General features: G+C 65.8%; 27 protein-coding genes. 16 read left to right on the top strand and 11 right to left on the bottom strand.

The window, feature by feature from the left end; genetic code table 11:
- Positions 1 to 14 precede the first annotated feature (14 nt).
- Positions 15 to 860: an OmpA family protein gene (locus V6W80_RS07550; protein ID WP_068385472.1), complete on the bottom strand. Its 846-nt coding sequence runs from the start codon at positions 858 to 860 to the stop codon at positions 15 to 17.
- 307 nt (positions 861 to 1,167) lie between these two features.
- Here V6W80_RS07550 and V6W80_RS07545 point away from each other — a divergent pair, with 307 nt between their 5' ends.
- On the top strand, positions 1,168 to 1,587 hold the full coding sequence (locus V6W80_RS07545; protein WP_173146770.1) for a hypothetical protein: 420 nt from the start codon (positions 1,168 to 1,170) through the stop codon (positions 1,585 to 1,587).
- 243 nt (positions 1,588 to 1,830) lie between these two features.
- Positions 1,831 to 2,424 (top strand): NYN domain-containing protein, encoded by a 594-nt coding sequence (locus tag V6W80_RS07540; RefSeq protein WP_017639689.1) that lies wholly within the window; start codon positions 1,831 to 1,833, stop codon positions 2,422 to 2,424.
- Positions 2,425 to 2,433: 9 nt separating this feature from the next.
- On the opposite strand, the gene V6W80_RS07535 is transcribed toward V6W80_RS07540, so the two are convergent.
- The 4 genes from V6W80_RS07535 to V6W80_RS07520 all read right to left on the bottom strand — a co-directional run bounded on the left by V6W80_RS07535 (position 2,434) and on the right by V6W80_RS07520 (position 7,041).
- Positions 2,434 to 3,579, bottom strand: coding sequence for a serine hydrolase domain-containing protein (locus V6W80_RS07535; protein ID WP_338546444.1), 1,146 nt, complete (start codon positions 3,577 to 3,579; stop codon positions 2,434 to 2,436).
- A gap of 171 nt (positions 3,580 to 3,750) precedes the next feature.
- A complete protein-coding gene (gene dinG / locus V6W80_RS07530; RefSeq protein WP_338546443.1) occupies positions 3,751 to 5,895 on the bottom strand; it encodes an ATP-dependent DNA helicase DinG in 2,145 nt (714 codons plus the stop codon).
- 135 nt (positions 5,896 to 6,030) lie between these two features.
- The gene (locus V6W80_RS07525) at positions 6,031 to 6,291 is read right to left on the bottom strand and encodes a DUF1145 domain-containing protein (RefSeq protein ID WP_017638810.1); all 261 of its coding nucleotides are present in this window, start codon (positions 6,289 to 6,291) and stop codon (positions 6,031 to 6,033) included.
- A 90-nt stretch (positions 6,292 to 6,381) separates the two neighbouring features.
- Complete coding sequence (locus V6W80_RS07520) at positions 6,382 to 7,041, bottom strand: OmpA family protein (protein WP_064306594.1); 660 nt, start codon at positions 7,039 to 7,041, stop codon at positions 6,382 to 6,384.
- A gap of 135 nt (positions 7,042 to 7,176) precedes the next feature.
- Between V6W80_RS07520 and V6W80_RS07515 the strand changes: the two genes are divergently transcribed.
- Together V6W80_RS07515 and V6W80_RS07510 are read left to right on the top strand one after the other, a co-directional pair.
- Positions 7,177 to 7,674, top strand: coding sequence for a DUF6231 family protein (locus V6W80_RS07515; protein WP_068385463.1), 498 nt, complete (start codon positions 7,177 to 7,179; stop codon positions 7,672 to 7,674).
- 1 nt (position 7,675) lies between these two features.
- Positions 7,676 to 8,149 (top strand): YchJ family protein, encoded by a 474-nt coding sequence (locus tag V6W80_RS07510; RefSeq protein WP_338546441.1) that lies wholly within the window; start codon positions 7,676 to 7,678, stop codon positions 8,147 to 8,149.
- 12 nt (positions 8,150 to 8,161) lie between these two features.
- Here V6W80_RS07510 and V6W80_RS07505 read toward each other — a convergent pair whose 3' ends face one another.
- The gene (locus V6W80_RS07505; RefSeq protein WP_068385456.1) at positions 8,162 to 8,728 is read right to left on the bottom strand and encodes a hypothetical protein; all 567 of its coding nucleotides are present in this window, start codon (positions 8,726 to 8,728) and stop codon (positions 8,162 to 8,164) included.
- A gap of 169 nt (positions 8,729 to 8,897) precedes the next feature.
- Between V6W80_RS07505 and V6W80_RS07500 the strand changes: the two genes are divergently transcribed.
- Entirely contained in the window at positions 8,898 to 9,380 is a 483-nt protein-coding gene (locus tag V6W80_RS07500; RefSeq protein WP_064306598.1) for an LEA type 2 family protein, read from the top strand.
- A 1-nt stretch (position 9,381) separates the two neighbouring features.
- A complete protein-coding gene (locus V6W80_RS07495; RefSeq protein WP_058762382.1) occupies positions 9,382 to 9,579 on the top strand; it encodes an SEC-C metal-binding domain-containing protein in 198 nt (65 codons plus the stop codon).
- Between the two features lie 121 nt (positions 9,580 to 9,700).
- Here V6W80_RS07495 and V6W80_RS07490 read toward each other — a convergent pair whose 3' ends face one another.
- Positions 9,701 to 11,194, bottom strand: a complete 1,494-nt coding sequence (locus V6W80_RS07490; protein WP_338546439.1) for a RimK family protein — start codon at positions 11,192 to 11,194, stop codon at positions 9,701 to 9,703.
- A gap of 139 nt (positions 11,195 to 11,333) precedes the next feature.
- On the opposite strand from V6W80_RS07490, the gene V6W80_RS07485 reads away from it, so the two are divergent.
- From V6W80_RS07485 to yghU, 3 genes are all read left to right on the top strand, one after another.
- Positions 11,334 to 12,428, top strand: coding sequence for a GNAT family N-acetyltransferase/peptidase C39 family protein (locus tag V6W80_RS07485; RefSeq protein WP_338546438.1), 1,095 nt, complete (start codon positions 11,334 to 11,336; stop codon positions 12,426 to 12,428).
- Between the two features lie 65 nt (positions 12,429 to 12,493).
- Complete coding sequence (locus V6W80_RS07480) at positions 12,494 to 13,396, top strand: AraC family transcriptional regulator (protein ID WP_017638820.1); 903 nt, start codon at positions 12,494 to 12,496, stop codon at positions 13,394 to 13,396.
- A 112-nt stretch (positions 13,397 to 13,508) separates the two neighbouring features.
- Positions 13,509 to 14,342, top strand: coding sequence for a glutathione-dependent disulfide-bond oxidoreductase (gene yghU, locus V6W80_RS07475; protein ID WP_064306601.1), 834 nt, complete (start codon positions 13,509 to 13,511; stop codon positions 14,340 to 14,342).
- 34 nt (positions 14,343 to 14,376) lie between these two features.
- Here the strand turns inward: yghU and V6W80_RS07470 are convergent, their stop codons facing one another.
- A complete protein-coding gene (locus tag V6W80_RS07470; protein ID WP_338546436.1) occupies positions 14,377 to 15,768 on the bottom strand; it encodes a CoA transferase in 1,392 nt (463 codons plus the stop codon).
- Positions 15,769 to 15,930: 162 nt separating this feature from the next.
- Between V6W80_RS07470 and V6W80_RS07465 the strand changes: the two genes are divergently transcribed.
- From V6W80_RS07465 to V6W80_RS07455, 3 genes are all read left to right on the top strand, one after another.
- Entirely contained in the window at positions 15,931 to 16,974 is a 1,044-nt protein-coding gene (locus V6W80_RS07465) for an SDR family oxidoreductase (protein ID WP_338546434.1), read from the top strand.
- A gap of 92 nt (positions 16,975 to 17,066) precedes the next feature.
- A complete protein-coding gene (locus V6W80_RS07460) occupies positions 17,067 to 17,606 on the top strand; it encodes a DsbA family protein (protein ID WP_338546432.1) in 540 nt (179 codons plus the stop codon).
- A 113-nt stretch (positions 17,607 to 17,719) separates the two neighbouring features.
- Entirely contained in the window at positions 17,720 to 18,157 is a 438-nt protein-coding gene (locus tag V6W80_RS07455) for a YqaA family protein (RefSeq protein WP_338547378.1), read from the top strand.
- 77 nt (positions 18,158 to 18,234) lie between these two features.
- Here the strand turns inward: V6W80_RS07455 and V6W80_RS07450 are convergent, their stop codons facing one another.
- From V6W80_RS07450 to V6W80_RS07440, 3 genes are all read right to left on the bottom strand, one after another.
- Positions 18,235 to 19,008, bottom strand: a complete 774-nt coding sequence (locus V6W80_RS07450) for a lipopolysaccharide biosynthesis protein (protein WP_160922942.1) — start codon at positions 19,006 to 19,008, stop codon at positions 18,235 to 18,237.
- A gap of 549 nt (positions 19,009 to 19,557) precedes the next feature.
- Positions 19,558 to 19,956: a hydroxyisourate hydrolase gene (gene uraH, locus V6W80_RS07445; protein WP_231356451.1), complete on the bottom strand. Its 399-nt coding sequence runs from the start codon at positions 19,954 to 19,956 to the stop codon at positions 19,558 to 19,560.
- 11 nt (positions 19,957 to 19,967) lie between these two features.
- The gene (locus V6W80_RS07440; RefSeq protein ID WP_068385447.1) at positions 19,968 to 20,444 is read right to left on the bottom strand and encodes a GlcG/HbpS family heme-binding protein; all 477 of its coding nucleotides are present in this window, start codon (positions 20,442 to 20,444) and stop codon (positions 19,968 to 19,970) included.
- Positions 20,445 to 20,764: 320 nt separating this feature from the next.
- Here V6W80_RS07440 and dapA point away from each other — a divergent pair, with 320 nt between their 5' ends.
- Genes dapA through pdxA form a run of 4 tightly spaced genes read left to right on the top strand, consistent with a single transcriptional unit; the run spans position 20,765 to position 25,117 of the window.
- Positions 20,765 to 21,682, top strand: coding sequence for a 4-hydroxy-tetrahydrodipicolinate synthase (gene dapA, locus V6W80_RS07435; protein WP_338546429.1), 918 nt, complete (start codon positions 20,765 to 20,767; stop codon positions 21,680 to 21,682).
- Between the two features lie 12 nt (positions 21,683 to 21,694).
- The gene (locus V6W80_RS07430) at positions 21,695 to 22,861 is read left to right on the top strand and encodes an iron-containing alcohol dehydrogenase (protein WP_338546428.1); all 1,167 of its coding nucleotides are present in this window, start codon (positions 21,695 to 21,697) and stop codon (positions 22,859 to 22,861) included.
- The gene (locus tag V6W80_RS07425; protein WP_338546427.1) at positions 22,858 to 24,111 is read left to right on the top strand and encodes a four-carbon acid sugar kinase family protein; all 1,254 of its coding nucleotides are present in this window, start codon (positions 22,858 to 22,860) and stop codon (positions 24,109 to 24,111) included. Before V6W80_RS07430 ends, V6W80_RS07425 begins: the two co-directional genes overlap by 4 nt.
- On the top strand, positions 24,104 to 25,117 hold the full coding sequence (gene pdxA, locus V6W80_RS07420; RefSeq protein WP_158895158.1) for a 4-hydroxythreonine-4-phosphate dehydrogenase PdxA: 1,014 nt from the start codon (positions 24,104 to 24,106) through the stop codon (positions 25,115 to 25,117). The genes V6W80_RS07425 and pdxA overlap by 8 nt, the downstream gene beginning before the upstream one ends.
- The last annotated feature ends 2 nt before the right edge of the window (positions 25,118 to 25,119 follow it).

The following is a 25,119-nucleotide window of genomic DNA, read 5'->3' as shown; positions in this document are numbered from 1 at the left end:
GACAAGCTTTGTAGCTAGCGCGCCGCCAAGGACTGCAGGCTGGCCAGCACGGTCGCGCGCGGCTGGATCAGCACCTCGACCCGGCGATTGACGGCACGGCCGGCGGCGGTGGTGTTGTCGGCACGCGGATGAGCGGCGGCCAGACCACGCACGATCAGGCGATTGCCGCTGTAGCCGCTGAGACGGAAGATGGCCGCCACGGCCTGGGCGCGCTGCAGGCTGATCTTGTCGTTGAGCGCCGCGGCACCGGTGCTGTCGCTGAAACCGAGCACGATGACGGCGCTGTCTTCGTCCACGCTCACCGACTTGGCCGAGCGCGACAGCGGGCCGAGCATCACCGGCAGCAGCATCTCGGCGCGATCCGGGTTGAAGGAGCTATCGACCGGCGCCACCAGCACCAGCGCATCATCGCGACGTTCGACCTTGACGTTGCTGCCGGCCACGGCCACGCGCAGCTTCTGCTCGTGCTCGTCCAGCCAGGCCTTGCTGACCTTGACCGGTACCGGCTTGAGCGCTTCCGCCTTGGCGACGGGCTTGACGTCTTCGCTACCGAAGGGCCACCACCAGTGACCGCCCTTCTCACCCGCCGCAGCGGCCTGCTCCGGCTTGGCCGCCGGTGCCTTCGCCACGACCTTGGTGTCGGCCTTGGGCTCGGCGGCCTTGGCCACCGGCTTGACCGGTTCGGCAGCCTTGTCGCTACCGCCGAACGGCCACCACCAGTGTCCGCCGTTGGCGGCGGTGCTGGCTTGAGCAGTGCCCGGCTTGGCAGGCGCGGTGGCCTGGTCGCCAGTGCCCTGGAAGGAACTGCAGGCGGATACGCCCATGCAGAGAATGAGGGTGGTGGATTTGATCAGCTTCATGCAAAGTTTCCCATCGGCGAGCCGGAGGACAGAGTGAATCAATGCCCCGGCCAGAGCCGGTGGCATGAGTGAACTTAAAGTAGTTTCGAGATTGTGGCCGCAAACCTACGCCGGGCAAAGCGGTGGAGTCACGAAATTTGCGTGTATGCCGACCAGTGGCGTGTCCTTGCTCAAGACAAGGGGAAAATCCGCTCGGTCCTGCGTACCCCACTCGATGGTTCTCCGAGGGCCCGAAGCGACAAAAGGGGTCACCCGTGAGCCCGCATCCGTTTCCAGCAAAGGCACCAGGCCAGCAGGAGGCTTGATCATGGAAGGCTTCGTCGATGTCGCGACGCTCGAGGACCTGGCCGCCAGGTCCGACGCCATCACGCAGGCGTGCCGCTGCCAGCAGCGGGATCTTTCGGGATGGACCGCCTGGCCGGTGGGCTACCGGGAAACGGACTTTGCGCAGATCGGCACCCTGGGGCGCCACGCGCCTGAGGAGGCGATCCTCGAGGAGTATCATCCGGCAGGCACCCACTACTGGTCGAATGCCGCCCCCATCGCTCCGCGCTTCCATCCCTACAACCAGAGCACGCTATGGCGGTGCCTGGGCTGCCAGCGTCTCTACCTGAGGCATAACGACGACGGGGCCTACCATGTGGCACCACGAATCCGGCTGCTGCAGCCGGCACTGATCGTCGATGCAGCTCACGCCAACGATGGGCGGGAAGCCACTGTGACGTGACCTCACCTATGCCAGTTGTCACCCGCGATGGCTAGGCGATCATGCGGGCGCTGGCAACCTGGCACGACGCAAACGGCGATCCAACGTCCGCTCCCCCGTCCGCAGCCGCTCTAGCTCGCGGTATCGGAAGATGCCGCTCGTTAGCTGCAGCGAAAACCGGGAATTAAGCCCACAATAGACGCCGCGCATCCCGCGTGCGGGTGTGCGCCCATCAACGGTAAAAGACCTGGTCCCAGCAATACGATGGCAACTACAACTCGAACGGGCGTCGCCTGGTTTGTCGACGGGGCCTATGCCTTGAGCGCCTGGAACGGCTCGGTATACGGCGCCAAATTCGACTATCTCAAACTACGGCTCTTCATCGAAGAGGATGCGGGCGAACCCATAGGCGACGCCTACTACTTCAACTGCGATAGCGACCCGCCCACCGTCGCCCAGACCAACTTCAACAAGTTTCTCAGCTCGGCGCCGCCCAAGGGTGCAGGCCTGAGGGTCAAGCTCTACTGGCTGCAGAGCAAGGCCCACGAATGGCCTACCTCGGCAGGCGGCGGGCCGATCCTGCATCCGGTGACGGGCGAGCAGTACACCACCAAGAGCCAGAAGGGCGTCGATGTCGGCCTGGCCTTCAACCTGATGCGCTCCCATGCCAAGCGCGGCTGGAAGAAGCTCTACCTGGTGGCGGGCGACGGCGATTTCCACGAGGTGGTCCAATACCTGGTGGAAAACGAAGGCGTGGAGGTCACGGTGATCGGCGCGCACTTCTCCATCAGCGGCGAGATCGCGCCCTATGTCCGGGTGATCGAATTCAAGGACATCGAGACGGCCATCGCCCGCTAGCCGAGGGCCTCAAAGACACTCCCCTACCGCGCGTGCCAGGGCCTGGGCGCGCGGATCCATCAATACATAGGGTCCCAGGGTGTTGGTGACGAAGCCGAAGGCCACCTCGCGCTCCGGATCGGCGAAGCCGGTCGAGCCGCCCGCCCCCGGATGGCCGAAGGCCTGAGGCCCGAGGCCATAGGTGGCGTTGGCCTGGTCCGGTTGATCGAGCATGAAGCCCAGGCCGAAGCGGGTCGGCGTCAAGAGCGTACGGTCTTCGCCCTGACTGTGCTCCACCAAAGCCTCGCTCAAGGTCTCCCATTCCAGCAGATCGCCGGCCAGCAGGCCGGCATAGAAGCCTGCCAGGCTGCGTGCATGGCCGTGGCCGTTGGCGGCCGGCTGCTCGAAGCGGCGCCACTCCGCCTTGTTGGTGCTGGTGAGCACGCCGGATGGATTGCCAAAGGCCAGGGTCGGCAAGGCGCCCGGATCGCTCATGGTGGTCTTGAGCAGGCGCTGCGCGGCGGCATCACCCAGCACCCCCTTGCCGCGTACGATATGGGCGACGCGCGCGTCTTCGCTCGCCGGTAGACCGATGTGGAAATCCAGATCCAGGCGCCTGGCGGTCCGGGCCACGATGGCCTCGCCCGGACCACGGCCGTCCGCGCGACGGATCAGTTCACCCAGCAGCCAGCCAAAGGTGATAGGGGCATAGCCATGGGCGGTGCCAGGCGTCCACCAGGGTGCCTCGGCGGCGACCGCAGCGGTCATGGTGTCCCAGTTGTACAGGGCGTCACCCGCCAGGCGTTCGCGCAAGGCGGAGACGCCGGAGCGATGACTAAGCAAATGGCGCAGAGTAATGTCGGCCTTGCCGGCCGCAGCGAATGCGGGCCAGCGTTCGGCGACCGGGGCATCGAGGGCCAGCTTGCCCTCCTCCACCAACTGCAACGCCGCCACCGTGGTGAAGGCCTTGGTGCAGGAGAACAGATTGAGCAGGGTATCGGTGTGCCAGGGCGTCTGGCTGTCCTTGTCGGCCATCCCGCCCCAGAGATCCAGCACGGTTTCACCACCGACCTGGACGCACAGCGCCGCCCCGCGGGTCTGGCCGGCGGCCAGCAACTCGGCGAAGGCCTCGCGGACGGATTCGAATCTCAGGTCGTGATAGCCGTGGACGGTCATGGGTTTTCCTTGCTGTGGTTCTTCGGTATCGCGGCCATGGGCCGCTCCTACAAGGTCCGATGTGTCTGTAGGAGCGGCCGCTTCGGCGGACCGCCATGGCCGCGACAAGGCAGTTGCACGTAATGTCACCTAGAAGCGGCCGCAACAGCGAACCGCCATGGCCGCGATCTCTTACTGGATCTCCCGCCGGAACGGCGGCAGCGCATTGAGGATGGCCTTGCCGTAGCGCTGGGTCACCAGGCGGCGATCCAGCAGCGAGATGGTGCCGCTGTCCTGCTCGGTACGCAGCAACCGACCGCAGGCCTGGATCAGCCGCAGCGAGGCATCGGGCACGGCGATCTCCATGAACGGATTGCCGCCGCGCGCCTCGATCCACTCGGCCAGGGCGGCTTCTACCGGATCGTCCGGCACGGCGAAGGGGATCTTGGCGATGACCACGTGCTCGCAGTAGGCACCGGGCAGGTCGACCCCTTCCGCAAAGCTGGCAAGACCGAACAGCACGCTGGCCTCGCCGTCATCGACGCGCTTCCTGTGCTTGTTGAGGGTCTCCTGCTTGGACAGGTTGCCCTGAATCAGCACCCGCTTGCGCCAGTCCCGTTCCAGGCCGTCGAAGACGTCCTGCATCTGCCGCCGCGAGGAAAACAGCACCAGGGCGCCACGCGCGCCCTCCAGCATGGCCGGCAATTCGCGAACGATGGCCGCGGTGTGCTCGGCCGCATTGCGCGGATCGGCCTTGAGATCCGGCACCCGCAGCACCCCGGCCTCGGCGTGGCGGAACGGGCTGGGGACCACGGCGGTGGCCGCCGAACGCGGCAGGCCTGATCTCATGCGGAAGCGGTCGAAGGTGCCCAGGGCGGTCAGGGTCGCCGAGGTCACCAGGGCGCCGTAGGCGACATTCCACAGGTGGCGGCGCAGCATCTCGGCGGCGAGGATGGGGCTGGCGTTGACCTCGATGTCGTACAGCGATCCCGTTTCCGCCAGGGTCATCCAGCGCGCCATGGGCGGGCTGTCTTCCGGGTCTTCGCAGGTGAAGGCCGTCCACAACTCCCAGTTGCCCTGGGATCTTGCCAGCAGACTGCCGAACAGCGGATACCACTCCTCGGCCTGGTAGCTGGCGAGGCCAATGCTGGACTCGCCGTCCATGGCCTGCTTGAGCATCTCGGTCAGGCGGGTGAACAGATCGGTGAGCTTGGCGAAGCCTTTCTTGAGCTCGATGCCCATTTCCCGCAGGTCTTCGGGAATGACCCCGCCGACGAAGCGGTGGCGCGGCCGTTCCCGGCCTTCCATGTCCTCGCCGGCGCGGAAATCGGCCAGAGCCTCGCAGGCGGTGAACATGAATTGCTGCTGGGTGCGGATTTCCCGCGCCAACTCCGGCACCTGCTCCACCAGCCGGCCGAGATCGCCCGGCAGGGGGTGCTGGGCCAACAGCTTGGTGAGGTTCTTAGCGATCTGCTCCAGCCACTCGGCGGTGGATCTCAGCCGGGTGAAATGGGCGAAGTGGCCGATGGCCTTGTCCGGCAGGTGGTGGCCTTCGTCGAACACATAGAGGGTGTCGCGCGGATCCGGCAGGATGGCGCCGCCACCCAGGGCCAGGTCGGCCAGCACCAGGTCATGGTTGGTGACGATGACATCGACCTTGGTCATGCCTTCGCGCGCCCGGTAGAAGGCGCACTGCTGGAAATTCGGGCAATGGCGATTGGTGCACTGGCTGTGGTCGGTGGTGATGCGCGACCACTGGACGTCCTCGATGGCTTCCTGCCAGCTGTCACGATCACCGTCCCAGCGATTGCCGGCCAGGCGCTCGATCATCTTGCCGAACAACTCGTTGGACGCCTCGTCCACGTCGATCTTGAAGCCATCCTCGGCGAACAGCTGGGCGGTGGCGTTCTGCGCCTGGCCTTCCTGGAGCAGCATATCGAGCTTGGACAGACACAGGTAGCGGCCACGGCCCTTGGCCAGGGCGAAGCTGAAGGACAGCCCGCTGTTGCGCAGGATGTCCGGCAGGTCCTTGTGCACGATCTGCTCCTGCAGTGCCACCGTCGCCGTGGCGATGACCAAGCGCTTACCAGCCGCCTTGGCCGCGGGGATGGCGGCCAGGGCGTAGGCCACGGTCTTGCCGGTACCCGTGCCCGCCTCCACCGCCACCACGGCCGGCTCACCTTCGCGATGGCCCTCCTCGTCCTGGGCGATGGCGCCCAGGCCCTTGGCGGTTTCCGCGATCATCAATCGCTGGCCGTAGCGCGGCTTGAGCGACTTGGCTTCGAGGAAACGCGTGTAGGCGCCCTGGATCTGGGTCTTGAGTTCGGTGCTGAGCATGCCTGGTTCCGGGCGATGGCAAAGCAGCGCCACGTCCGGCGGACGAGCGCTGTATGCATCTACAGTAATGGATCTTGGGCGCTATGATAACGCGCCTGTCGTCAGGATGCGCCCAACGTTGTGGTCGCAGGCCGATCAGGCGCTCGGCAGCTGAGGGGGCAGGCGATGAAAGGCGCCAAAGATCAACAGGCTCAGGCGGTCGAGCCAGGGGTGGCGACGCAGACGCAAGGCACGACGGCTGGCGAAGACTTCGCCTAAATGGAGCAGCAGCAGGGCCAGGGCGACCAGCGCGAGCAATTCGGGGAAAGGACGAGCGAGAGGCAGAGCGAGGGCGGCGGCTGCGGCGAGCCAGAACAGCAGGAGTAGAACTTTGCCGGTAAGGGACAGGGTTTTCATGGATTCCAGCAGGAGGACGAGATGGATCGGACCATAACGCCTATCGCCGGAAAAAGTAAAGGCGGCGGACCAGGGTCCGCCGCCGGTGCATCACTCGCGGTCGATCTGGATTTCGACGCGGCGGTTGGTGGCACGGCCTTCAGCGGTCTCGTTGGTGGCGATCGGCTGACGCTCGCCCATGCCCTTCACGGACACGACGCTGGCCGCCGGCACACCGGCCTGGATCAGGTAGTTGCTGACCGACTTGGCACGACGCTCGGACAGACGCTGGTTGTATGCATCGGTACCCTTGCTGTCGGTGTGACCGGTGATCGACAGGCGGGTGCTGGCGGCTTCGCCACGCAGACGGCCGGCGATACCATCGAGCTGAGCACGATCCTGCGGGCTGACCTCGGCGGAGTCGAAGGCGAAGTGCAGGTCACGGGCGGTGATCACTTCCTGCTTGGGCAGCGGTGCCGGTGCGGGAGCCGGTGCGGGCGCCGGAGCCGGGGCCGGGGCCGGTTCCATGCGAGCGACCTGCTCGTTGCCCTTACCATGCACCCAGCAATAGGCGCCAGCGGTGGTGCCGATACCCAGGGCCGCCATGCCGGCGACGTTACCGCTCTGAGTAGCACCTGCCGCGCCGCCGACCAGGGCGCCGACCGCTGCGCACACCGGCCAATCGGATTTCTGTACGCCGCCCGCACAACCAGCCAGCACGGTGCTTGCCAGGATGAGGGGTAAAGCTGTCCTTGCGATGCTCTTGCTCATGAAGGGTCTCCTATAGACCGGGTGCCGCGAGTTAGGCTCGTCTTTCGTTTTATGGCGCTGTCAGACTAATGGTGGCGTACACATCTTGACAACGCTGGTTGCTTAGTCAATCGCGATTTGATTAGGGTTCCCTTAATGGCAAACATATTCTCCTCCCGCACCCCGCAACAGGCTCTGGCAAGCCTGCTCGAGCACCACCAGCCCAAGCGCCTGCTCTGTGTGGCGCGCGAGCCGCTGCCAGCGCTTGAGGCCTATGCCGAGGCCCATCCGCACTGCCAGGTGGTGCAGGCAGCGGTGCCCCTGGATGACCCGGCGCTGCTGGCCGAGCGCTACGACCTGGTGATCGTCGCCGATTGCCTGGAACACCTGCCGCTGCGCCAGGGCCGCGAATTGCTCGGCGGCCTGCGCAACCTCAACACCTCGCGCCTGGCGGTGCTGGTGGACCTGGCCGCCAGCGACTGGCAGGTGACAGACTTCTACGCCCTCGCCCTGCAGGCCAGCGAGCGCTTCGCCCGCGAGGGCCAGGTGGTCACCCTGTTCAGCTATGATCTGCACGACTACAAGCAGGTCCCGGACTGGCTCAATGCCAAGTTCTGGGCCAATCCGCAGAATTTCGGCAAGTACTGGTGGTGAGATGCAACCAATGGCCCCCTGCCCCTGTGGCTCGGACCGCTCGCTCGGCGACTGTTGCGGAGCCTTTCATGCCGGTACTCCGGCGCCCGATGCCGAACGGCTGATGCGTTCACGCTACAGCGCCTATGTGCTGGGGCTGATCGACTACCTGGTAACCACCACGGCGCCTGCCCAGCAGGAGCAGTTGGACCGGGAGGCCCTGGCGGCCTGGAGTCTGGGCAGTCGCTGGCAAGGGTTGCAGGTGCTGGAGCATCGCCCCGAGCCGGGGGATCCCGCCCATGCCCGGGTCAGCTTCGTGGCGCGCTGGGAGGATGGGCGCGGCGCCCATCGTCATGAGGAGCACTCGGGCTTCGTCCAGCACGAGGGACGCTGGTACTTCCTCGATCCGACCGTACGCCCCCTGCCGGGTCGCAACGACGCCTGCCTGTGTGGCAGCGGCGCCAAGTTCAAAAAGTGCTGCGCCGGCTTCCTGTAACGCCGGCCGCGCTCATTCCTTGACCAGCGTCAGGTGATCGGTATCAGGGACCGCTACGGGTAGCGGCTCGGACGCCGGCCCCAGGTCGCTGCCCACCGGCGCCAGACTCAGGTGTGAGAGATCGACTCGCGGCGACGCCACGGGTGCGGCCTCATCCTGGAGATCGGCGCCCACCGGTGCCAGGCCGAAATCCGGCGCCTGGATATCAACGAAGGCCGCCATCACGGCATCCCGGGGAGCAACCGACAGAGATCCACGCTCGGCGGAAGGTCGCGAGGCGGTCGCCGCGGGGGCTGGGGTAGGTCCCCGCGACTCGGCAGGTGCGGCAGCCGGCTCGATCGTCTCGGCCATGGGCACGACCTCCACCAGCGCCCCCGCCTGGGCCAGGGTGGCGCGATAGCGCTCGGCCGTGGCGGCATCGAGGCGGTTCTTGATGATCATGCGGCGACCGGAAAAGAGCACGGCGATGCGCTGTTCATCCGCCTGAAACAGACGCATCAGATTCTGTCGGGTCTGCTGCGCATCGGCGCCAGCGACCAGTTCGCCTTGGAAGGCGATTTCATAGAGCACGGCGGACATGACGACCTCCTCGGTCACGGCAAGAGGTGCAGGATGCAACGTCGCGCCGGAGTGGTCCAGTCCGCACGGTCGCCAGGCCCAGGCGTTTTTTTGTTAGCCTGTGCCGAAGCGGCCCCGACTTGTGCAGCAATCGGTGCTTGTTAAACTGCGCAGAAAACGGGAGTGCCGCATGCTTCGCCAGGCCTTGTTCATCACCCTGCTCGGCGTCTTGCTCAGCAGTCTTGGCGGTTGTACCTATATCGGGCGCAACTATGACGAGCCTCAGGTCGAATTGACCGGCGTGGAGCTGATCCGTGCGCGGCTGTGGAGCCAGGATTTCGTGCTGCACTTCCGCGTCCAGAATCCCAACGACAGCGCTCTGCCCGTACGTAGCCTGGCCTACACCGTCTACCTGAACGATCTGCTGCTGTCCCAGGGCGTCGCCAACCTGCATGCGTCAGTTCCCGCCAACGGTCGACGCAGCTTCTCCGTACCGGTGCAGACCAATCTGTGGCGTTACGTGAAGGACGTGGGCCGCATGCTCGAAGACCCTGAGCAGCCGATCAGTTACCGCCTGCGTGGCCGGGTGAAGACCGGTTGGCTGTTCGGCCGCAGTGTCCATTTTTCTCGCCAGGGACAGTTCGTGCCTGGCGCCTACATCCCGGAGTTATGAGATGAACCAACACGTCCACGGTCCCGATTGCAATCACGACCACGATCACGACCATGGCCATGCGCACCACGTCCACGGCCCGCACTGCAACCATGGTCATGCCCAGGAGCCGGTGCGCAATCCGCTGAAGGAAGTGGGTCGCAACGATCCCTGCCCGTGCGGCAGCGAGAAGAAATTCAAGAAGTGCCACGGCGCCTGAGCCCGTTTCCGTAAGTTGGGCTGAGGCGGTTTTACCGTCGAAGCCCAACATGGCGGAGTCAGCCTGGACTGTTGGGCTTCGCTACGCTCAACCCAACCTACCCCTCCGCGACCCTGGCGCGTTACCAGGGCTGTCCGCCGCGTTGCGATTCCAGCCGCCGGATGAATTCCTCCAGCACCAGGGCGTAGAGATCGTCCTTGAGCACCAGGTCCTCTACCCCGCAATCGATGTTGGGGTTGTCGTTGACCTCGATCACCGCCAGCTTGTCGCCCGCCTGTTTCAGATCCACGCCATAGAGACCATCGCCGATGAGATTGGCGGTGCGTACCGCCAGTTCGACCACCGCATGGGGCGCGTCCTGCACCGCCAGAGTGCGGAAATCGCCGCTGACCTCGGTGGCGCTGGCGCTGTGGTCGTAGATCTGCCAGTGGCCCTTGGACATGAAGTACTGGCAGGCGAAGATCGGCTCCTGGTTCAGCACACCGATGCGCCAGTCGTATTTGGTGTAGAAGAACTCCTGGGCCAGCAGCAGTACCGAGCGCTCGAACAGCTCGGCGCTGGCCTTGCGCAGCTGCGCCGCGTCCTCGACCTTGATGACGCCCCGGGAAAAGGAGCCATCGGGAATCTTCAACACCAGCGGAAAGCCCAGCCGCTCGCCGAGGCCCTCGAGCTGGCCGGGATTGTCCTTGTAGAGGATCTCGGTCGCCGGCATGTCCAGCTTGTGGGCGCGCAAGAGGTCGGCCAGATAGACCTTGTTGGTGCATCTGAGGATCGAGCGTGGATCGTCCATCACCACCAGACCCTCGCTTTCGGCCTTCTTGGCAAAGCGATAGGTGTGGTGGTCGATGGCGGTGGTCTCGCGGATGAACAGGGCGTCGAATTCACCCAGCCGCGCGTAATCCTTCTTTTCGATCAGCTCCACGTCCAGCCCCAGGTGCTTGCCGACGCGCACGAAATTCTTCAGCGCCTTGGCATCTGACGGCGGAAAGGCTTCCTTGGGGTCATGCAGGATGGCCAGGTCGAAACGATATTTTTCGCGCCGCCCCGGCTTGAGCCAGACGCGGCGACTGAAACCGTCAAGGGCGTTGGCGAATTGATCTTCCTGCTGTTCGTGCAGCTTGTGGATGCTGCCCAGCTTGAGGCCGCCGATGTGCCAGCCGGCGCGGTCGCGGCGGAATTCCACCAGCAGCAGCGGACAGGGAAAGGCCTCGAATACCTGGCGCGCCAGATCCTGTAGAGGCGCGATGTCGGTGTTGCCGAAATAGAGCGTGAGGGTGAAGCCGTCGGCGCTACCGTAGGGATGACCGGCCAGCGCCTTGGTCAGCAGCTTGTCCAGATCCTCCAGCGCCAGGCCATAGAGCGACTTGCGCGCCAGTTCGCTGATGGTACGCACCGAGGGGATGACCTTGTGCCCCCGGGCTTCGGCGAGCAGCGAGCAGTAGTAGCCGTGGCCGAGGTACTTCTGGCTGCGGCAGAGGTTGATCACCTGCACGCGCTTGCCATTGTCCTGTTCGTTGGATTGCTCCAGGTATTCCTGGGCGGTGATGACGTCTTCGCTGGGATAGTAGGACGACCAGTCTTCCTTGCGTTCCACGACGATATACAGCTTGCTCACTGGACCTCCTGGTTGCGGGGCGTGGTCCCGGTGGAAACCCGGATGCCGCCGGACCACTCCAACTGTTGTAACGCGGGTGCTATTAACCGTTGCTTAACCATGCCAGGCTGCCCGCTCTGCTCCAGGAGAATCCTTCGCGATGAGTTTCATGCTCAGGCCCGCCGGGCTGGACGATCTGGCGGCACTGGTCGATCTGGAAGCCCGCTGCTTCAGCTATGACCGCCTTTCCCGGCGCAATTTCCACTACATGCTCACCCGTGCGAACGCGGTCCTGATCCTGGCGGAAAACGACCGCCAGGTGGCCGGTTACGCCCTGGTGCTGTTCCACCAGAACACTTCTCTCGCCCGGCTCTATTCCATCGCCGTCGATCCGGACGCGCGCGGTCATCGCCTGGGCCAGCGCCTGTTGGAGGCTGCCGAAGCCGAGGCGGTGGAGCGCGACTGCGCCTACCTGCGCCTGGAGGTCCGACCGGACAACGCCGCCGCCATCGCCCTCTACGAGCGCAACGGCTATCTGCCCTTCGCCACGGTGGAGGACTATTACGAAGACCACAGCCAGGCGCTGCGCTTCGAGAAGCGCATCCGCCAGCCGCGCGAGGGCCAGGCCCGACCGGTGCCCTTCTATCGTCAAACCACCGACTTCACCTGCGGCCCGGCCAGCCTGCTGATGGCCATGGGCGCGCTGCAGCCGGGCCGCCCGCTGGAGCGGCGCGAGGAGCTGCGACTGTGGCGCGAAGCCACCACCATCTACATGACCGCCGGTCATGGCGGCTGCGGACCTCATGGCCTGGCGCTGGCGGCGCTGCGCCGTGGCTTCAAGGTGACCCTGCAGGTCAATACGCGCGGCCCGCTGTTCCTCGACGGCGTGCGCAGCGAGGAGAAGAAGGAGGTCATGCGTCTGGTGCACGAGGACTTCAGCACCGAGGTCAAGCAATCGCCCATCGAGCGGCTCTACCGTACCCGCCTGGACGTGGCCGCCTGGGTCGCCGAGGGCGCTTTTCCACTGGTGTTGATCAGCTCCTTCCGGCTGACCAAGGCCAAGGGACCTCATTGGGTGCTGGTCACCGACTGCGACGAGGACTTCGTCTACCTGCACGATCCCGATGTCGACCACAGCCAGCACCGTCGCGAACTGGACTGCCAGCACATTCCCGTGTCCCACGCCGAATTCGACAAGATGAGTCGCTTTGGTCGCGGCAAGCTGCGTGCGGCGGTAGTCCTGCGGGCAGGGTGAGGCGGGGTTGCACGGTGGCGCGAACAGGGCCAGGATCAGGACCAAGAACAATGACGGGGCGGTCCATGAGTCAGGCCTTGCGCAAGAACAACCCTTCCTACGAGTTGATGGAGGACCTGAGCGGTCACTCGGTCATCTACCGGGAGCATGGCTTTCCCTGCCCGCTGGTGCGCTGGCATTTCCACAAGGAATACGAGCTGCACCTGATCGTGGCCAGTTCGGGGACCGCCTTCATTGGCGACTATATCGGCAACTTCTATCCGGGCAGCCTGTTCCTGACCGGTCCGCATCTGCCACACAACTGGATCAGCCGCGTCGCCGAGGGCGAGGTGGTGGCCAAGCGCGACATGCTGGTCAACTTCACCAACGAGACGGTGGATAACGCCACGGCGGTGTTTCCCGAACTTAGCGGCCTGGCACCGCTGCTGGAACGTGCCCGCTATGGCATCGAATTCCAGGATCCGCAATTGATCGCCCGCGCCGAGGTGTTGCTGCAGCAGATCTCCGAGAGCGGCGGTGCCACCCGCCTCGGCCATTTTCTGGTGTTGATGGAGGCGCTGGCCACGTCGGAGCGCTATCAGCTGCTGTCCGGCAGCGTCGAACCGGCCACGGCCAGCGAACAGGCGGTGGATCGCACCAACCGGGCGCTGAATTTCATCTTCGATCACTACCAGCGTGACTTCACCCAGGAAGAAGTGGCCGAGCACCTGGGCATGACGCCCACCTATTTTTCCCGCTTCTTCCGTCAGGCTACCGGTCGCACCTTCGTCGAATTCGTCAACAGCCTGCGCATCAGCAAGGCCTGCGAGATGCTCTCCCACAGCAGCATGCCGGTTACCGATATCTGCTTCGAGGCCGGCTTCAACAACATCTCCAACTTCAATCGACGCTTCCACCAGCTCAAAGGCATGACCCCGCGGCAATACCGTAGCCTGACGGTGCAGCGCCTGACCGAACAGAACGCCTGAACGGCTTTCCTTGATCCGGTTTGTCGCCAGCTTGAGAGCCACTGAACAGACCCAATGTATAGTTCGGTTATGATCGAACTACCCATCCGTGTCGACCGAGGACAGAGCCACCATGAGCGAACCCTACACGCCCCCACGCGTCTGGACCCCTACTACCTCCGGCGGCAACTTCGCCAGCATCAACCGCCCCATCGCCGGCGCGACCCATGACCAGGAGCTGCCAGTCGGCGAGCACCCCTTCCAGCTCTACTCCCTGGGTACGCCCAATGGTATGAAGGTGACCATCCTGCTGGAGGAACTGCTGGCGCTCGGGCACACCGACGCCGAATACGACGCCTGGCTGATCCGTATCGGGGAAGGTGATCAGTTTTCCAGCGGTTTCGTCGAGATCAACCCGAACTCCAAGATCCCAGCCCTGGTGGATCGTCGCGGCGCCGAACCGCTGCGTGTCTTCGAGTCCGGCGCCATCCTGCTCTATCTCGCCGACAGCTTTGGAGCCTTCATCCCGAAGGATCACGCCGGTCGCACCGAGACACTGAACTGGCTGTTCTGGCAGATGGGCTCGGCGCCCTTCCTGGGCGGCGGCTTCGGGCATTTCTATGCCTATGCGCCGGAAAAGCTCGAATACCCCATCAACCGCTACGCCATGGAAGCCAAGCGCCAGCTCGATGTCCTCGACCGCCTGTTGGCCGAGCGCCGCTATGTGGCCGGCGAGGACTACGGCATCGCCGACATCGCCATCTGGAGCTGGTACGGCAACCTGGTGCTGGGTCAGTTGTACAACGCCGCGGAATTCCTTTCCGTGCAGGACTACCAGCACGTGCAGCGCTGGGCCCAGGCCATCGCCGCGCGGCCGGCGGTGCAGCGTGGCCGTAGGGTCAATCGCACCTGGGGTGAGCCGGGCGAGCAACTGGCCGAGCGGCATTCGGCCAGCGACCTGGACTGACCCAACGAGCGGTGGCAGAAGGGGTCTGCTGCCGCTAGCGCCCCCAGTCCGCCGTGGCGGAGCCGAGTCGCGTCGCGGGGCGACGCCACTGCAGCTCGACCTCACCTATTCGGAGCGGCGCCCGCAAGCGCAACGCAGGCCCCCAGGCGGTGGGTTCCTGAGCGTCACCGTAGTCCCGCGCCTCGGGTCCTCGATACATCGGTCCACCGCTCGCACCTGGTCGCTCGGTCAGCAGCACGGCGGTACGGGCGAGGGACAGCCGCGCCGTCACTGCCAGCCCTTCCCGTTGACGCCGTGCCAGCCCGCGCAGGGCAGCGGCAGCCATGAGATAGCCAGTGGCATGGTCGAGCGCCTGCACCGGCAAGGGTACCGGCGTCTCCACCCCTTGCCAGGCACTGCCAGCCGCTGCGATGCCGCAGGACATCTGCACCAGGCTGTCGTAGCCCCGTCGTAGTGCCCAGGGACCACTCCAGCCGTAGGCACAGAGGGACACATCGATCAGGCTGGGATTGAGCGCGCGTCGCTGTACGTCTCCATAACCCAGCTGCTCCAGCGCATCGGCGCGATAACCATGCACCAGGATGTCCGCCTCGGCCAGCAGCGTCGCAAACCTCTGGCGGTCGGCGGGCCGTCTGAGATCGAGCCGCGCGCAGCGCTTGCCCAGGGTGACCTCGGGCGCCTGGGCCGGTTCGTCCCAGGCGGGCGGATCGATCCGCAGCACCTCGGCGCCCAGGCCGGCCAGCAGGCGGGTAGCGATCGGCCCGGCGAGGATGCGGGTCAGGTCGAGGACGCGGATGTCCTGCAAGGGACGTTGTGGATCCGGTCGCCAGTCGCCCGCCGTGGCAATGGCGGTCCATTCCTGGGCGATCAGGGGTTCGGCGCGCACCGCTTGCCCCTGGGGATGTGCCTGCCACTCCACCTGGCTGCGCAGCCTCGCCGCGCAACCTCCGGCGTCGACGATGGCCGTCTCCAAGGCTTCGCCCGACCAGCCGGCCATGGCCTGTACCACGGCGTCATGGCGGTTGGCACAGCCCAGGACGGCAAGGGCACGCTCGCGGTGGTGGGGCGCATTGGCATGCAACCGTAGCCAGCCGTCACGGGTGCGGTAATCACCCGTGATGGGATCCCAGACGGCGGGCAACTCCCAGCCCAGGGGACGCAGGGATGTCTTGAACCAGGCCGCGGCGAGATGTCGGTCCACCTGTACCGGCAATCCGGGTGCCCCTTCGGCCAGCAGATCGGCGGTGGCCAGGCCGGCGACCCCGATCACCGCCGTGGCGAGATCGCTGACCGGGAAGCAGGAGGCCAGGCTGTCGTCGCCCAGGACCTGCAGGTTTGTCGCCTGGGCGGCAGGCATACCAAGGGCGACCACGAGTTCGCTGAGCAAGGCGTGAAAGGCGGCAGGCGTACGGGACGGGTTGGCCAAGGCGAGGTCCTCCGCGGCAGCAGGCAGTGCTGCCACAGTACCCCTGCCTGTACGAGCAGGACACCAGCGTTCGTCCGCCTACCGTCCAGCCCGACGCGGGGACAAATCGCCCGGCACAAGGGTCTCCCCTTCATCGCCTCACCACACCCTATCGGAGACCCCATGACCGAACGACAGCTGCTCATCGCCGGTGCCAGCGGCATCATCGGCCAGGCCGTGCTGGAGGCCTTTGCCAAGGCCGGCTGGTCCATTACCACCGTTGGCCGCTCGAGACAGGGCCCAAGCCGCTTTCCCCATCTGACCGCCGACCTGCTGGACCAGGACAGCCTGGCAGCGGCCAAGGCCGATCTGGCCGGCGTGACCCATCTCTTCTACAGCGCCCTCAAGCCGAACCCCGATCCAGGCGTGGAGGCGGACGAAAACGCCGCCATGCTGGAGAACCTGGTGGGCGCGGTGCGTAGCGCCGGAGCACCCCTGGCCCGCATCACCTTCGTCCAGGGCGGCAAGATCTACGGCGCTCACCTGGGGGTCTACAAGACGCCGGCCCGCGAAGACGACAGTCGTCACTTCCCGCCCAATCTCTACTTCCGCCACGAAGACTTCGTCCGCAGTCTCGAAGGTGATGGCATTCGCTGGACGGCGCTGAGGCCCGACATCGTCATCGGCCATTCCCTGGGATCAGCCATGAATCTGGGCAACCTCATCGGCCTCTATGGCGCGCTCTGTCGCGAGACCGGCACGGCCATGCAGTTTCCCGGAACGGAGCAGGCCTATCGCGGTGCCCTGGTCAACGTCACCGCCGCGCCGCTATTGGGCGAGGCCGCGGTCTGGGCAGCGGAAGAAGAACGCGATGGCGCCTACAACCTCACCAATGGCGACGTCTTCCGCTGGAGTCACGTCTGGCCGCAGCTGGCCAACTGGTTCGGGCTGGAGGTGGGCGAGCCGCAACCCATCTCCCTGGCCCAGCGCCTGACCGCACTGAAACCGGTCTGGCAGGCGCTGGCAGAGCGCGAAGGACTGGCCGAGGCCGATCCCGAACGGATCGCACCCGGCGCTTTCGGCGACTTCATCTTCCATGTCGAGAAAGACGCCATCTTCGACGTGACCAAGGCGCGGCAGGCCGGCTTCGGGCGGATGATCCTGAGGTCCGACGAGGTCTTGCTCGCGCACCTGGAGGATATGCGTCGGCGTCGACTCATTCCCTGAGCCGTCTCGCGCCGTCCTGAACAGTCGAAAACGCCAGGGGCAGCGCATGGTCTTATTCGCACCGCCTCGCTCACTTCCGTTGGAGTTACACGATGTACGCCGACACCCTCACCTGGGGCCATGGCCCCCGCACCTTTGAAGTCTTTCTCGAGCCCACCTGCCCCTTTTCAGTCAAGGCCTTCAACAAGTTCGACGACCTGCTGGCCCAGGCCGGCCCCGAGCGGATCACCCTGAAGATCCGCCTGCAATCCCAGCCCTGGCACCTGTTCTCCGGCGTGGTGGTGCGGTGTGTGCTGGCCGCCGCCACCCTCGACGGCGGCAAGGAAAGCGCCAAGGCGGTGCTGGCCGCGGTGGCGGCCCATCGCGAGGAATTCGAGTTCAAGGATCACGCCACCGGCCCCAACCGCGACGCCACGCCCAACGACATCATCGCGCGCCTGGAAGGCTACAGTGGCCTAGCCCTGGCCGACGCCTTCGCCAATCCGGACCTGCAGCACGCCATCAAGTGGCACTGCAAGTACGCCCGGCAGAACGGCATCCATGTCTCGCCGACCTTCATGATCGATGGCCTGGTGCAACCGGATATGAGCAGTGGCGACTCGGTCGCGGACTGGCTCGCCCGGCTGGAGTGAGCACCGGGACTCAGGGTCGCGAGAAGGCGTAGCCCCGTCACTCGCGCTATGCTCGGCAGCTTCCTCTCGCCCCGAGACAGACTCTTCATGACGCTCCCTGCCGGAGCTTCATCCTGGAAGCCCTGAGCGTCTACCTGGGCCTGGCCGCCCTCGCCTTTGGCGCGACCACCCTGCTACCCCTACAGTCGGAAGCGGCCCTCGCCGGGCTGCTGCTTACAGAGCGCTATGCCACGGCGCTCCTGCTGCTGGCCGCGACGCTGGGCAATGTCGCCGGCTCGACGCTGAACTGGTGGCTCGGCACCCATCTCGAACGCTTTCGCCAACGCCGCTGGTTTCCGGTATCGCCGAAACGGCTTGCCCGCATTCAGGCGGCCTATCAGCGCTGGGGCTGGTGGTCGCTGCTGCTCAGCTGGACGCCCGTGATCGGTGATCCGCTGACCCTGGTCGCCGGCGTGATGCGCGAACCCCTGTGGCGCTTTTTACTGGTGGTGACCCTGGCCAAGACCACGCGCTATGCAGTGGTCTGGGGGCTTACCCAGGGTTGGCGCTGATCGAGCGCGCGAGGAAGGTCTTCCCGTCCTTACGTCCAGACTTCTCGGTACGCCACAGGAATACTGAACGCGCACTCTCAGCCGGCTTGACGGGTCCGCTGACCCAGCCAGGTCGCCTCGACGGAGGCCAGATCGGCGCGTGGGATGAGTTGCGCAGGAATGCAGCTGCAGCGCGACAGGTTGAAGACCTGACGGCCCTCTGCGGTCATGACGTCCTGCATGACCTTGAGCCCGGGCAGGATACGGCTGTACAGGTGCTCGTCCAGACCACAGGGCGATCTCGCGCCTGTGCTGCCTTCGTAGAAGCGTGGGGCCCGGGCATTGAGGTCGACACCGGCCAGATAGATCTTGCTAAAGCCCAGGTGATAGGCCAGTTGCAGGGCGATGAAGGCAACGGTCCGGACATCGAAGATGCCGTAGTCCATGTCTCGGCTGAAGCCGATGTCGCGCGCTCGGCGACTGAGCAAGGTGAGCGTGCGTTCGGCCTGGTCACGCTCCAGCCCGAGGTAGTGTTCCAACCGGGTACTGGGCGCTCGTCGCAACGCGTGAGCCTTGGCCTGCCGGCTTTCCGGGAGCCGTTCGATTGCCGCAGGCCACAATGCCAGCCGTTGCGCCTGCTCGATCCCGCGCGCATAGAGCTCAGGTTGCTGCTCGGCAAAGCTCAGGTCGCTGCAGACGTAGAAGAGCGGACGGATGCCGCTCCCGCTCAGCTTGGCGATGGCACCGTTCATGGTGATGATCGGCACATCCTGCCAGGCGTCCAGGTTGAGTTCGGCAGCCGAAGGTCCGGAAGCCAGTAGGAGCACCGGGCCACGTTGACTGTTGCGCAAGGGCGCGAAGTCCTGGCTCACAGCGGCGAGCCACCTGGACGCGCGGCATCAAGGACCTTGGACAGGCAGTTTGAAAGCTGCTCGAGTGGCATACCACCAGCTCCCTGTACGGCAATGACGAAGGTTATTAGTCATACATATTCAACGGTACCGATAAAAAAGTAACCGGGCACCCTGGTGAATGACGCCACCAACGCTACGTTTTGCCGCTTAGGACTCACTTAAGGTGCCCGTACCGAATGTGGTGCCCGTAGCAATTGAAAGACTTGTCTGTGAGCCAGCAGAAGCCGAGGCGGCCCAGGGCCTGGAACGATCCGGAGATCCGCCCTGCCCCCAGCGACATCGCGCCACTCGTGGGAGCTCGCGAACGACCGATTGCCCCTTAACGGAGACACCGCACCGATGATCAGGAATACTGCGCGGAGAGGCGCCATTCGCACAGGGCCTCGACCGCTCGCGAATGGCCCTCACCAGGCATGGCAGGGTCACAGGGTTGGAGGTTGCCGCCAGCCGCACTGTGCCTGTACGAGCGCGGTGGACAGGCGCGAGGACTTACGCCGCGCCGGCGCCCTAGGAACCGCGGTAGGTGCTGAAGCCGTAGGGGCTGAGCAACAAGGGGATATGGTAGTGCTGCTCCGGCTGGGTGACGTCGAACACCACGGGGATTTCGGGGAAGAAGGCGCTGCGACCCTGCTGGCGATAGTAGTCGCCGGTCTTGAAGACCACCCGGTATTCACCCTTCTCGAAGGTCTTTTCCTGGGGAAACAGCGCCGGCACCCGGCCCTGCTCGTTAGTGACCTCCTCCGCCAGCGGCTGCCAGCCCTGCCCTACCTGGCGCTCCAGGGTCACGTGCACCCCCGCCGACGGCTTGCCGTCTTCCAGGTTGAGCACATGGACGCTCAGGGGGTTGGGTGCAGCAATCGCGAAGCCGGACAGGGCCAGACCAGACAACAGGACGAACGTCTTCATGGAGATTTCCTTCAGGGATGGGAGGTGAGATTGAGGTGTTCGGCGGCCGCCAGCGCACAGCGCTCGTCCGCCCCGCCACCGCCGGCACCGGCGATGCCCAGGGCGCCGACCAGCTGGTCGCCTTCGTAGAGGGGGATGCCACCGCCGAGCAGCAGCAACTCGGGCAGGGTGACGAGATTGGCCGCATCCGGGTTCTGCCGGGCGCGCTCGGCCAACGCCTGCGACGGGGTACGGGTGGACAGTGCGGTAAAGGCCTTGCGCCGCGCCGCCTCGGCGTTGTGCGGCCCGACGCGGGTATCGCGTTGCAGGAGGATCAGTTGACCGCTGCGGTCGAGCACCGCGAGCGCGGCGCTGCAGGGCGCGGCCTGCGCCAGACGCTGGGCAGCCGCGAGGTCGAGATCGGGATGCTGCGGCAACGCCGCCTGCGCCTGACCGAGGGCGGCAGCGCCCAGCAGCGTGAGGGAGAGAGAGGAAAGAAAGCGCGACATGATTCGAGGTCCAGGAGATGACCCCGCCAACTTATCCTGATCGTTCGGTCAGGAACGGGTACTGCAGAATGACAATTTTGTCAGAAGGATCAGCGGGATAGCTGTCCCGACCCGACAGCGTTACCCCTCGCCCGCAGCATTAACATTCCTGCCTCGCGGCGCGTGGTTAACGCGCCGAGGCTCCTGTTGCCTTTATCCCTCTTTATTACCAGCGACCCGAGCCGACAGTGGCCTCACGAAGGGCCGTTGCTTTCCAAAGGTGCACAGGCCCATCGACCACGCAAAACCATCGGGCCGCTATTGATCGATTAGATCAAAACATGCTTTATTGTGATCAGAACAATCACAAGGTAGGCATGACCATGAAATTCCGCGGCATCGTTCCCGCCCTCGTTACCCCCTTTGACGCCCAACAACGTGTCGATGAAAACGCTTTGCGCGGTTTGATCGAAAACCTGATTGGCGCCGGCGTCCACGGCCTGTTCGTACTGGGCACCAACGGCGAGTTCTTCGCCCTCTCCGAAGCCGAAAAGTTGCGTATCGCCGAGCTCACGGTGGACGCCGCGGGCGGCCGGGTCCCGGTCGTAGCCGGTACCGGTGCCTTCGCGACGCACGAAGTGATTGAACTGAACAAAAAGATGGCGGATCGCGGCGTCGATGCCCTGTCGGTGATCACGCCCTACTTTAATGCTGTCAGCCAGAAAGAGCTGATCACTCATTACGAAGCCATTGGCGACGCCTCCCCACTGCCGCTCATGCTCTACAACATTCCGGCCAAGACCGGCATGTCGATCGGCATCGGCGCTGTGGCCGCCCTGAGCCAGCATCCGCAGATCAAGGGGATCAAGGACAGCGCGGGCAACTTCGACGCCCTGGTGCAGATGATGAAGTACCGCAGCGATGACTTCGCCGTCTTCGCCGGTACCGACTCCCTCATCTATTGGAACCTGCTGGCCGGCGGCGATGGCGCGGTGGCGGCCACGGCCAATGCCGTGCCCCAGGTCGTCATGGCCATCTGGAACGCCTTCCAGGTCGGCGACCACGCCACCGCCCGCGCCGCCCAGGAAAAGCTGCGCCCGCTGCGCGATGCCTTCGCCCTGGGCACCATGCCGTCGGTACTGAAGAAGGCCGCCGACCTGCTCAACGTCCCGGTCGGCCCCTGCCGGGCCCCGGTCGCGCCGCTGGACGAAGCCACGGTGCACAAGCTCGAAGGCCTGCTGGCCATCTATCGCGACTGATCCGGAGCGCCCATGTCCCTCTATCATTTCCAGACCGTCAAACACCTGGTCCACGGCGCCGGCGCCCTGGATCAGCTCGGCGACAAGCTCGCCCTCCTCGATGTCCCGCTGCGCCGCGTGGTGCTGGTCACCCAGAACGCCATGCATGGCCTGGGCGTGACCGAGCGCGTCAAGGCGCAACTGGCCGCCCGCGACATCGACGTGGCCGTGATCGACAACGTCGAGATCGAGCCGACCCTTGAGAACATCGAGCAGGTCTTTCGCGAACAGGTCTCGCCGCACCAACCGGATGCCCTGCTCGCCATCGGCGGCGGCTCGGTGCTGGATGCCGCCAAGCTGTTCGCGGTCATGCTCACCAACGAGCAGTCGCTCAGGTCCATGCTGGGTATCGACCAGGTGGCCCGCGCCGGGCTGCCCACCGTGCTGGTCCCGACCACCGCCGGCACCGGCTCGGAAGTGACGCCCAATGCCATCGTTACCCTGCCCGACGAAGAGCTGAAAGTGGGCGTGGTCAGCCGCCACCTGCTGCCCGCCCTGGTGCTGCTCGATCCGCTGCTGACCCTGAGCCTGCCCAAGGCCATCACCGCGGCTACCGGGATGGACGCCTTCACCCACTCCCTGGAGTCCTTCATCTCCAACAAGGCCAACCCGGTCAGCGATACCTTTGCCCTGGAATCCATGCGGCTGATCGCCGGCAGCATCGTCGAGGCCTATCAGCAGCCGGATTCGGTACGCGCCCGCAGCGACATGCTGCTCGGCTCCACCTATGGCGGCGTGGCCCTGACCGCCGCCGGCACGGCCGCTGTCCATGCGCTGGCCTATCCCCTGGGCGGCAAGTTCCACGTCACCCACGGCGTGGCCAATGCCATGCTGCTGCCCCATGTCATGGCCTTCAACCTGGACAGTTGCGCGCCGCGCCTGAAGCGTGCCGCCATGGTCTGCGGCCTGGCCCGTGAAGAAGACAGCAACGAAGCCGCCGCAGGCAAGCTGATCGAGCAGATCACCGCCTGGACCGCCACCCTGGAGATTCCTCAGGACCTGGCCGCCTTTGGTGTGCGCGAGGAGCACCTGCCAGAGATGGCCGTGGCGGCGTCCAAGGTCACCCGGCTGATGGTCAACAATCCCAAACCGCTGAGCCTGGACGACATCCAGGCGCTGTACCGGCGCCTGCTGCCATGACCCGCCTGCTGATCCTGGCCGACGACCTCAGCGGCGCCGCCGACTGCGCCCTGGGCTTTGCCAAGGCCCAGGCGACCCGGGTGCTGCTCGACGCCGAGGCCCTGGACGCCCAGGCGCCGGTGACGGCACTGGATCTGGACAGCCGTCGACTGGATGCGCGTGCGGCGGCCGCACGCCACGCCGCGCTGCTCGGGCACCCGGCGTTGGCGGGCGCCGCGCTCTACAAGAAGATCGACTCCACCCTGCGTGGCAATGTCGCCGCCGAGGTGGCGGCCCTCACCCCGCGCGGCCTGGCCCTGGTCGCGCCCGCCTACCCGGCACTGGGCCGCACGACCCAGGGTGGCATCCAGTACCTGGACGGCGTACCGGTCGACCAGACTGATGTCTGGCGCAATGAGGGACTGACCGGCAGTGCCGATCTGGTCGCTCAACTGACCGATCATGGCATCAGCTGTGCGCGGCTGGATCTCGCGACCCTCCGTCAGCCGGTGGCGCTGGCCGCCGCCCTGCGCCGCGCGCTGGACAGTGGTCTGCCCGCGCTGGTCTGCGACGCCGAGCGGCAAACGGACCTGGAGGCACTGGCCCGGGCTTCCGCGCCCGTGGCGCAGCAGCTGTTCTGGGTCGGCTCCGCAGGCCTGGCCGAGGCGCTGCCCGCTGCCCTGGGCCTGACCGGCCACACCGCCCTCCGCCCTCATGGCGACGGCCCGATCCTCACGGTGGTAGGCAGCATGTCACGACACTCCCAGGCCCAGGCCGAGCGTCTGGTGGCGGGGAGCGGCCAACACTGGCAGCGGCTGGCCCCTGCCTGGCTGCTGGAGCCGCAACGCACCGCCGAGCGTACCGCGCTGGCCGCAGCCCTCGCTCGGCAGCTCGCCCGTGGCGAAGACGTCCTGGTGGGCCTTGACCAGCAGGCTCGCGACCCGCGCCAGGCCGTAGCCCTGAGCCAGGTCCTGGCCGAACTGCTGCAGCCCGCCCTGCAGGAGGCCGCCGCCGTCATGGCCACCGGTGGCGAGACCGCTCGCGCCCTGCTCGCCCAGGCTGGGATCACGGCGCTGGACCTGCACGGCGCCCTCGCCCCGGGCGTGGCCCTGGCCAGCACCCGCTGGCGCGGTCGCGCCTTGCGGGTAGTGACCAAGGCCGGCGGCTTCGGCCAACCCGACACCCTCCTCGATGCCTGGCGCCACCTGCGCGCCAGCCTACCCGCACAGGCCGCCACGGCCTCCCTGCAGAAGGAAGCCCACCATGTCTGAACGTCCCGTCATCGGCATTACCATGGGTGACGCCACCGGCGTCGGTCCCGAGATCATCATGAAGTCCCTGGCCCACGCCTCGGTCTACGACAGCTGCCGCCCGCTGGTCATCGGCGACGCGGGCCGCCTGGAGGATGCCAATCGCATCGTCGGCGGTCGCCTGCAGATCAACGCCATCGAACGTCCCGATCAGGCGCGCTTCCAGCCCGGCGTGGTGGATTGCATCGACCTCGGGCTGATTCCCGCCGACCTGCCCTACGGCAGGCTGTCCGCCCTGGCCGGCGACGCCGCCTATCGCTACATCGAACGCACCGTGCAGCTCACCTCCGCCGGTGAACTCGATGCCATCTGCACCGCCCCGCTGAACAAGGAAGCCCTGCACGCCGGCGGTCATATCTTCCCGGGGCACACCGAGCTGCTGGCGCACCTCACCGGCACCGAGGAGGTGTCGATGATGCTGATGACGCCGATCCTCAAGGTCATCCACGTCACCACCCACATCGGCATCATCGATGCCATCGCGCGCATCGAGCCGGGCCTGGTCAAGCGCACCATCGAACGCGCCCACGCCACCCTGCAGCGGGCCGGCATCCAGGACCCCCTGATCGCCGTCTGCGGCATCAACCCGCATGCCGGCGAGAACGGCCTGTTCGGCTACGGGGAGGAAGAAACCAAGATCCAGCCGGCCATCGACGAACTGCGCGCCCGTGGCTGGCGCGTGGAAGGCCCACTGCCTGCGGACACCCTGTTCTTCCGCGCCGGTCGCGGCGATTTCGACTGCGTGGTGGCCATGTACCACGATCAGGGCCATGGGCCGGTCAAGGTCATGGGCCTGGAGGCGGGCGTCAATGTCACCGTCGGCCTGCCGGTGATCCGCACCTCGGTGGACCACGGCACCGCCTTCGACATCGCCGGCAAGGGCATCGCCGACGAGCGCAGCCTCATCGAGGCGTTGCGCCAGGCCACCGAACTTGCCAGCCGGCATCGCGCCAGCCAGGCCGCCTGAGG

The sequence above is a fragment of the Pseudomonas benzopyrenica genome (assembly GCF_036884265.1).
Taxonomy (GTDB): domain Bacteria; phylum Pseudomonadota; class Gammaproteobacteria; order Pseudomonadales; family Pseudomonadaceae; genus Chryseomonas; species Chryseomonas benzopyrenica.
This window is presented reverse-complemented; position numbering and strand designations above follow the sequence as displayed.

Excerpts from the sequence above, each read along its gene's own strand:
- V6W80_RS07540 (WP_017639689.1), top strand. The coding sequence starts at position 1,831 with ATGGCAACTACAACTCGAACGGGCGTCGCCTGGTTTGTCGACGGGGCC.
- V6W80_RS07500 (WP_064306598.1), top strand. The coding sequence starts at position 8,898 with ATGCTTCGCCAGGCCTTGTTCATCACCCTGCTCGGCGTCTTGCTCAGC.
- V6W80_RS07485 (WP_338546438.1), top strand. The coding sequence starts at position 11,334 with ATGAGTTTCATGCTCAGGCCCGCCGGGCTGGACGATCTGGCGGCACTG.
- V6W80_RS07545 (WP_173146770.1), top strand. The coding sequence starts at position 1,168 with ATGGAAGGCTTCGTCGATGTCGCGACGCTCGAGGACCTGGCCGCCAGG.
- V6W80_RS07505 (WP_068385456.1), bottom strand. The coding sequence starts at position 8,728 with ATGTCCGCCGTGCTCTATGAAATCGCCTTCCAAGGCGAACTGGTCGCT.
- dinG (WP_338546443.1), bottom strand. The coding sequence starts at position 5,895 with ATGCTCAGCACCGAACTCAAGACCCAGATCCAGGGCGCCTACACGCGT.
- V6W80_RS07495 (WP_058762382.1), top strand. The coding sequence starts at position 9,382 with ATGAACCAACACGTCCACGGTCCCGATTGCAATCACGACCACGATCAC.
- V6W80_RS07535 (WP_338546444.1), bottom strand. The coding sequence starts at position 3,579 with ATGACCGTCCACGGCTATCACGACCTGAGATTCGAATCCGTCCGCGAG.
- dapA (WP_338546429.1), top strand. The coding sequence starts at position 20,765 with ATGCTTTATTGTGATCAGAACAATCACAAGGTAGGCATGACCATGAAA.
- V6W80_RS07515 (WP_068385463.1), top strand. The coding sequence starts at position 7,177 with ATGGCAAACATATTCTCCTCCCGCACCCCGCAACAGGCTCTGGCAAGC.
- V6W80_RS07525 (WP_017638810.1), bottom strand. The coding sequence starts at position 6,291 with ATGAAAACCCTGTCCCTTACCGGCAAAGTTCTACTCCTGCTGTTCTGG.
- V6W80_RS07430 (WP_338546428.1), top strand. The coding sequence starts at position 21,695 with ATGTCCCTCTATCATTTCCAGACCGTCAAACACCTGGTCCACGGCGCC.
- V6W80_RS07550 (WP_068385472.1), bottom strand. The coding sequence starts at position 860 with ATGAAGCTGATCAAATCCACCACCCTCATTCTCTGCATGGGCGTATCC.
- yghU (WP_064306601.1), top strand. The coding sequence starts at position 13,509 with ATGAGCGAACCCTACACGCCCCCACGCGTCTGGACCCCTACTACCTCC.
- V6W80_RS07425 (WP_338546427.1), top strand. The coding sequence starts at position 22,858 with ATGACCCGCCTGCTGATCCTGGCCGACGACCTCAGCGGCGCCGCCGAC.
- V6W80_RS07460 (WP_338546432.1), top strand. The coding sequence starts at position 17,067 with ATGTACGCCGACACCCTCACCTGGGGCCATGGCCCCCGCACCTTTGAA.
- pdxA (WP_158895158.1), top strand. The coding sequence starts at position 24,104 with ATGTCTGAACGTCCCGTCATCGGCATTACCATGGGTGACGCCACCGGC.
- V6W80_RS07465 (WP_338546434.1), top strand. The coding sequence starts at position 15,931 with ATGACCGAACGACAGCTGCTCATCGCCGGTGCCAGCGGCATCATCGGC.
- V6W80_RS07520 (WP_064306594.1), bottom strand. The coding sequence starts at position 7,041 with ATGAGCAAGAGCATCGCAAGGACAGCTTTACCCCTCATCCTGGCAAGC.
- uraH (WP_231356451.1), bottom strand. The coding sequence starts at position 19,956 with ATGAAGACGTTCGTCCTGTTGTCTGGTCTGGCCCTGTCCGGCTTCGCG.
- V6W80_RS07480 (WP_017638820.1), top strand. The coding sequence starts at position 12,494 with ATGAGTCAGGCCTTGCGCAAGAACAACCCTTCCTACGAGTTGATGGAG.
- V6W80_RS07510 (WP_338546441.1), top strand. The coding sequence starts at position 7,676 with ATGCAACCAATGGCCCCCTGCCCCTGTGGCTCGGACCGCTCGCTCGGC.
- V6W80_RS07440 (WP_068385447.1), bottom strand. The coding sequence starts at position 20,444 with ATGTCGCGCTTTCTTTCCTCTCTCTCCCTCACGCTGCTGGGCGCTGCC.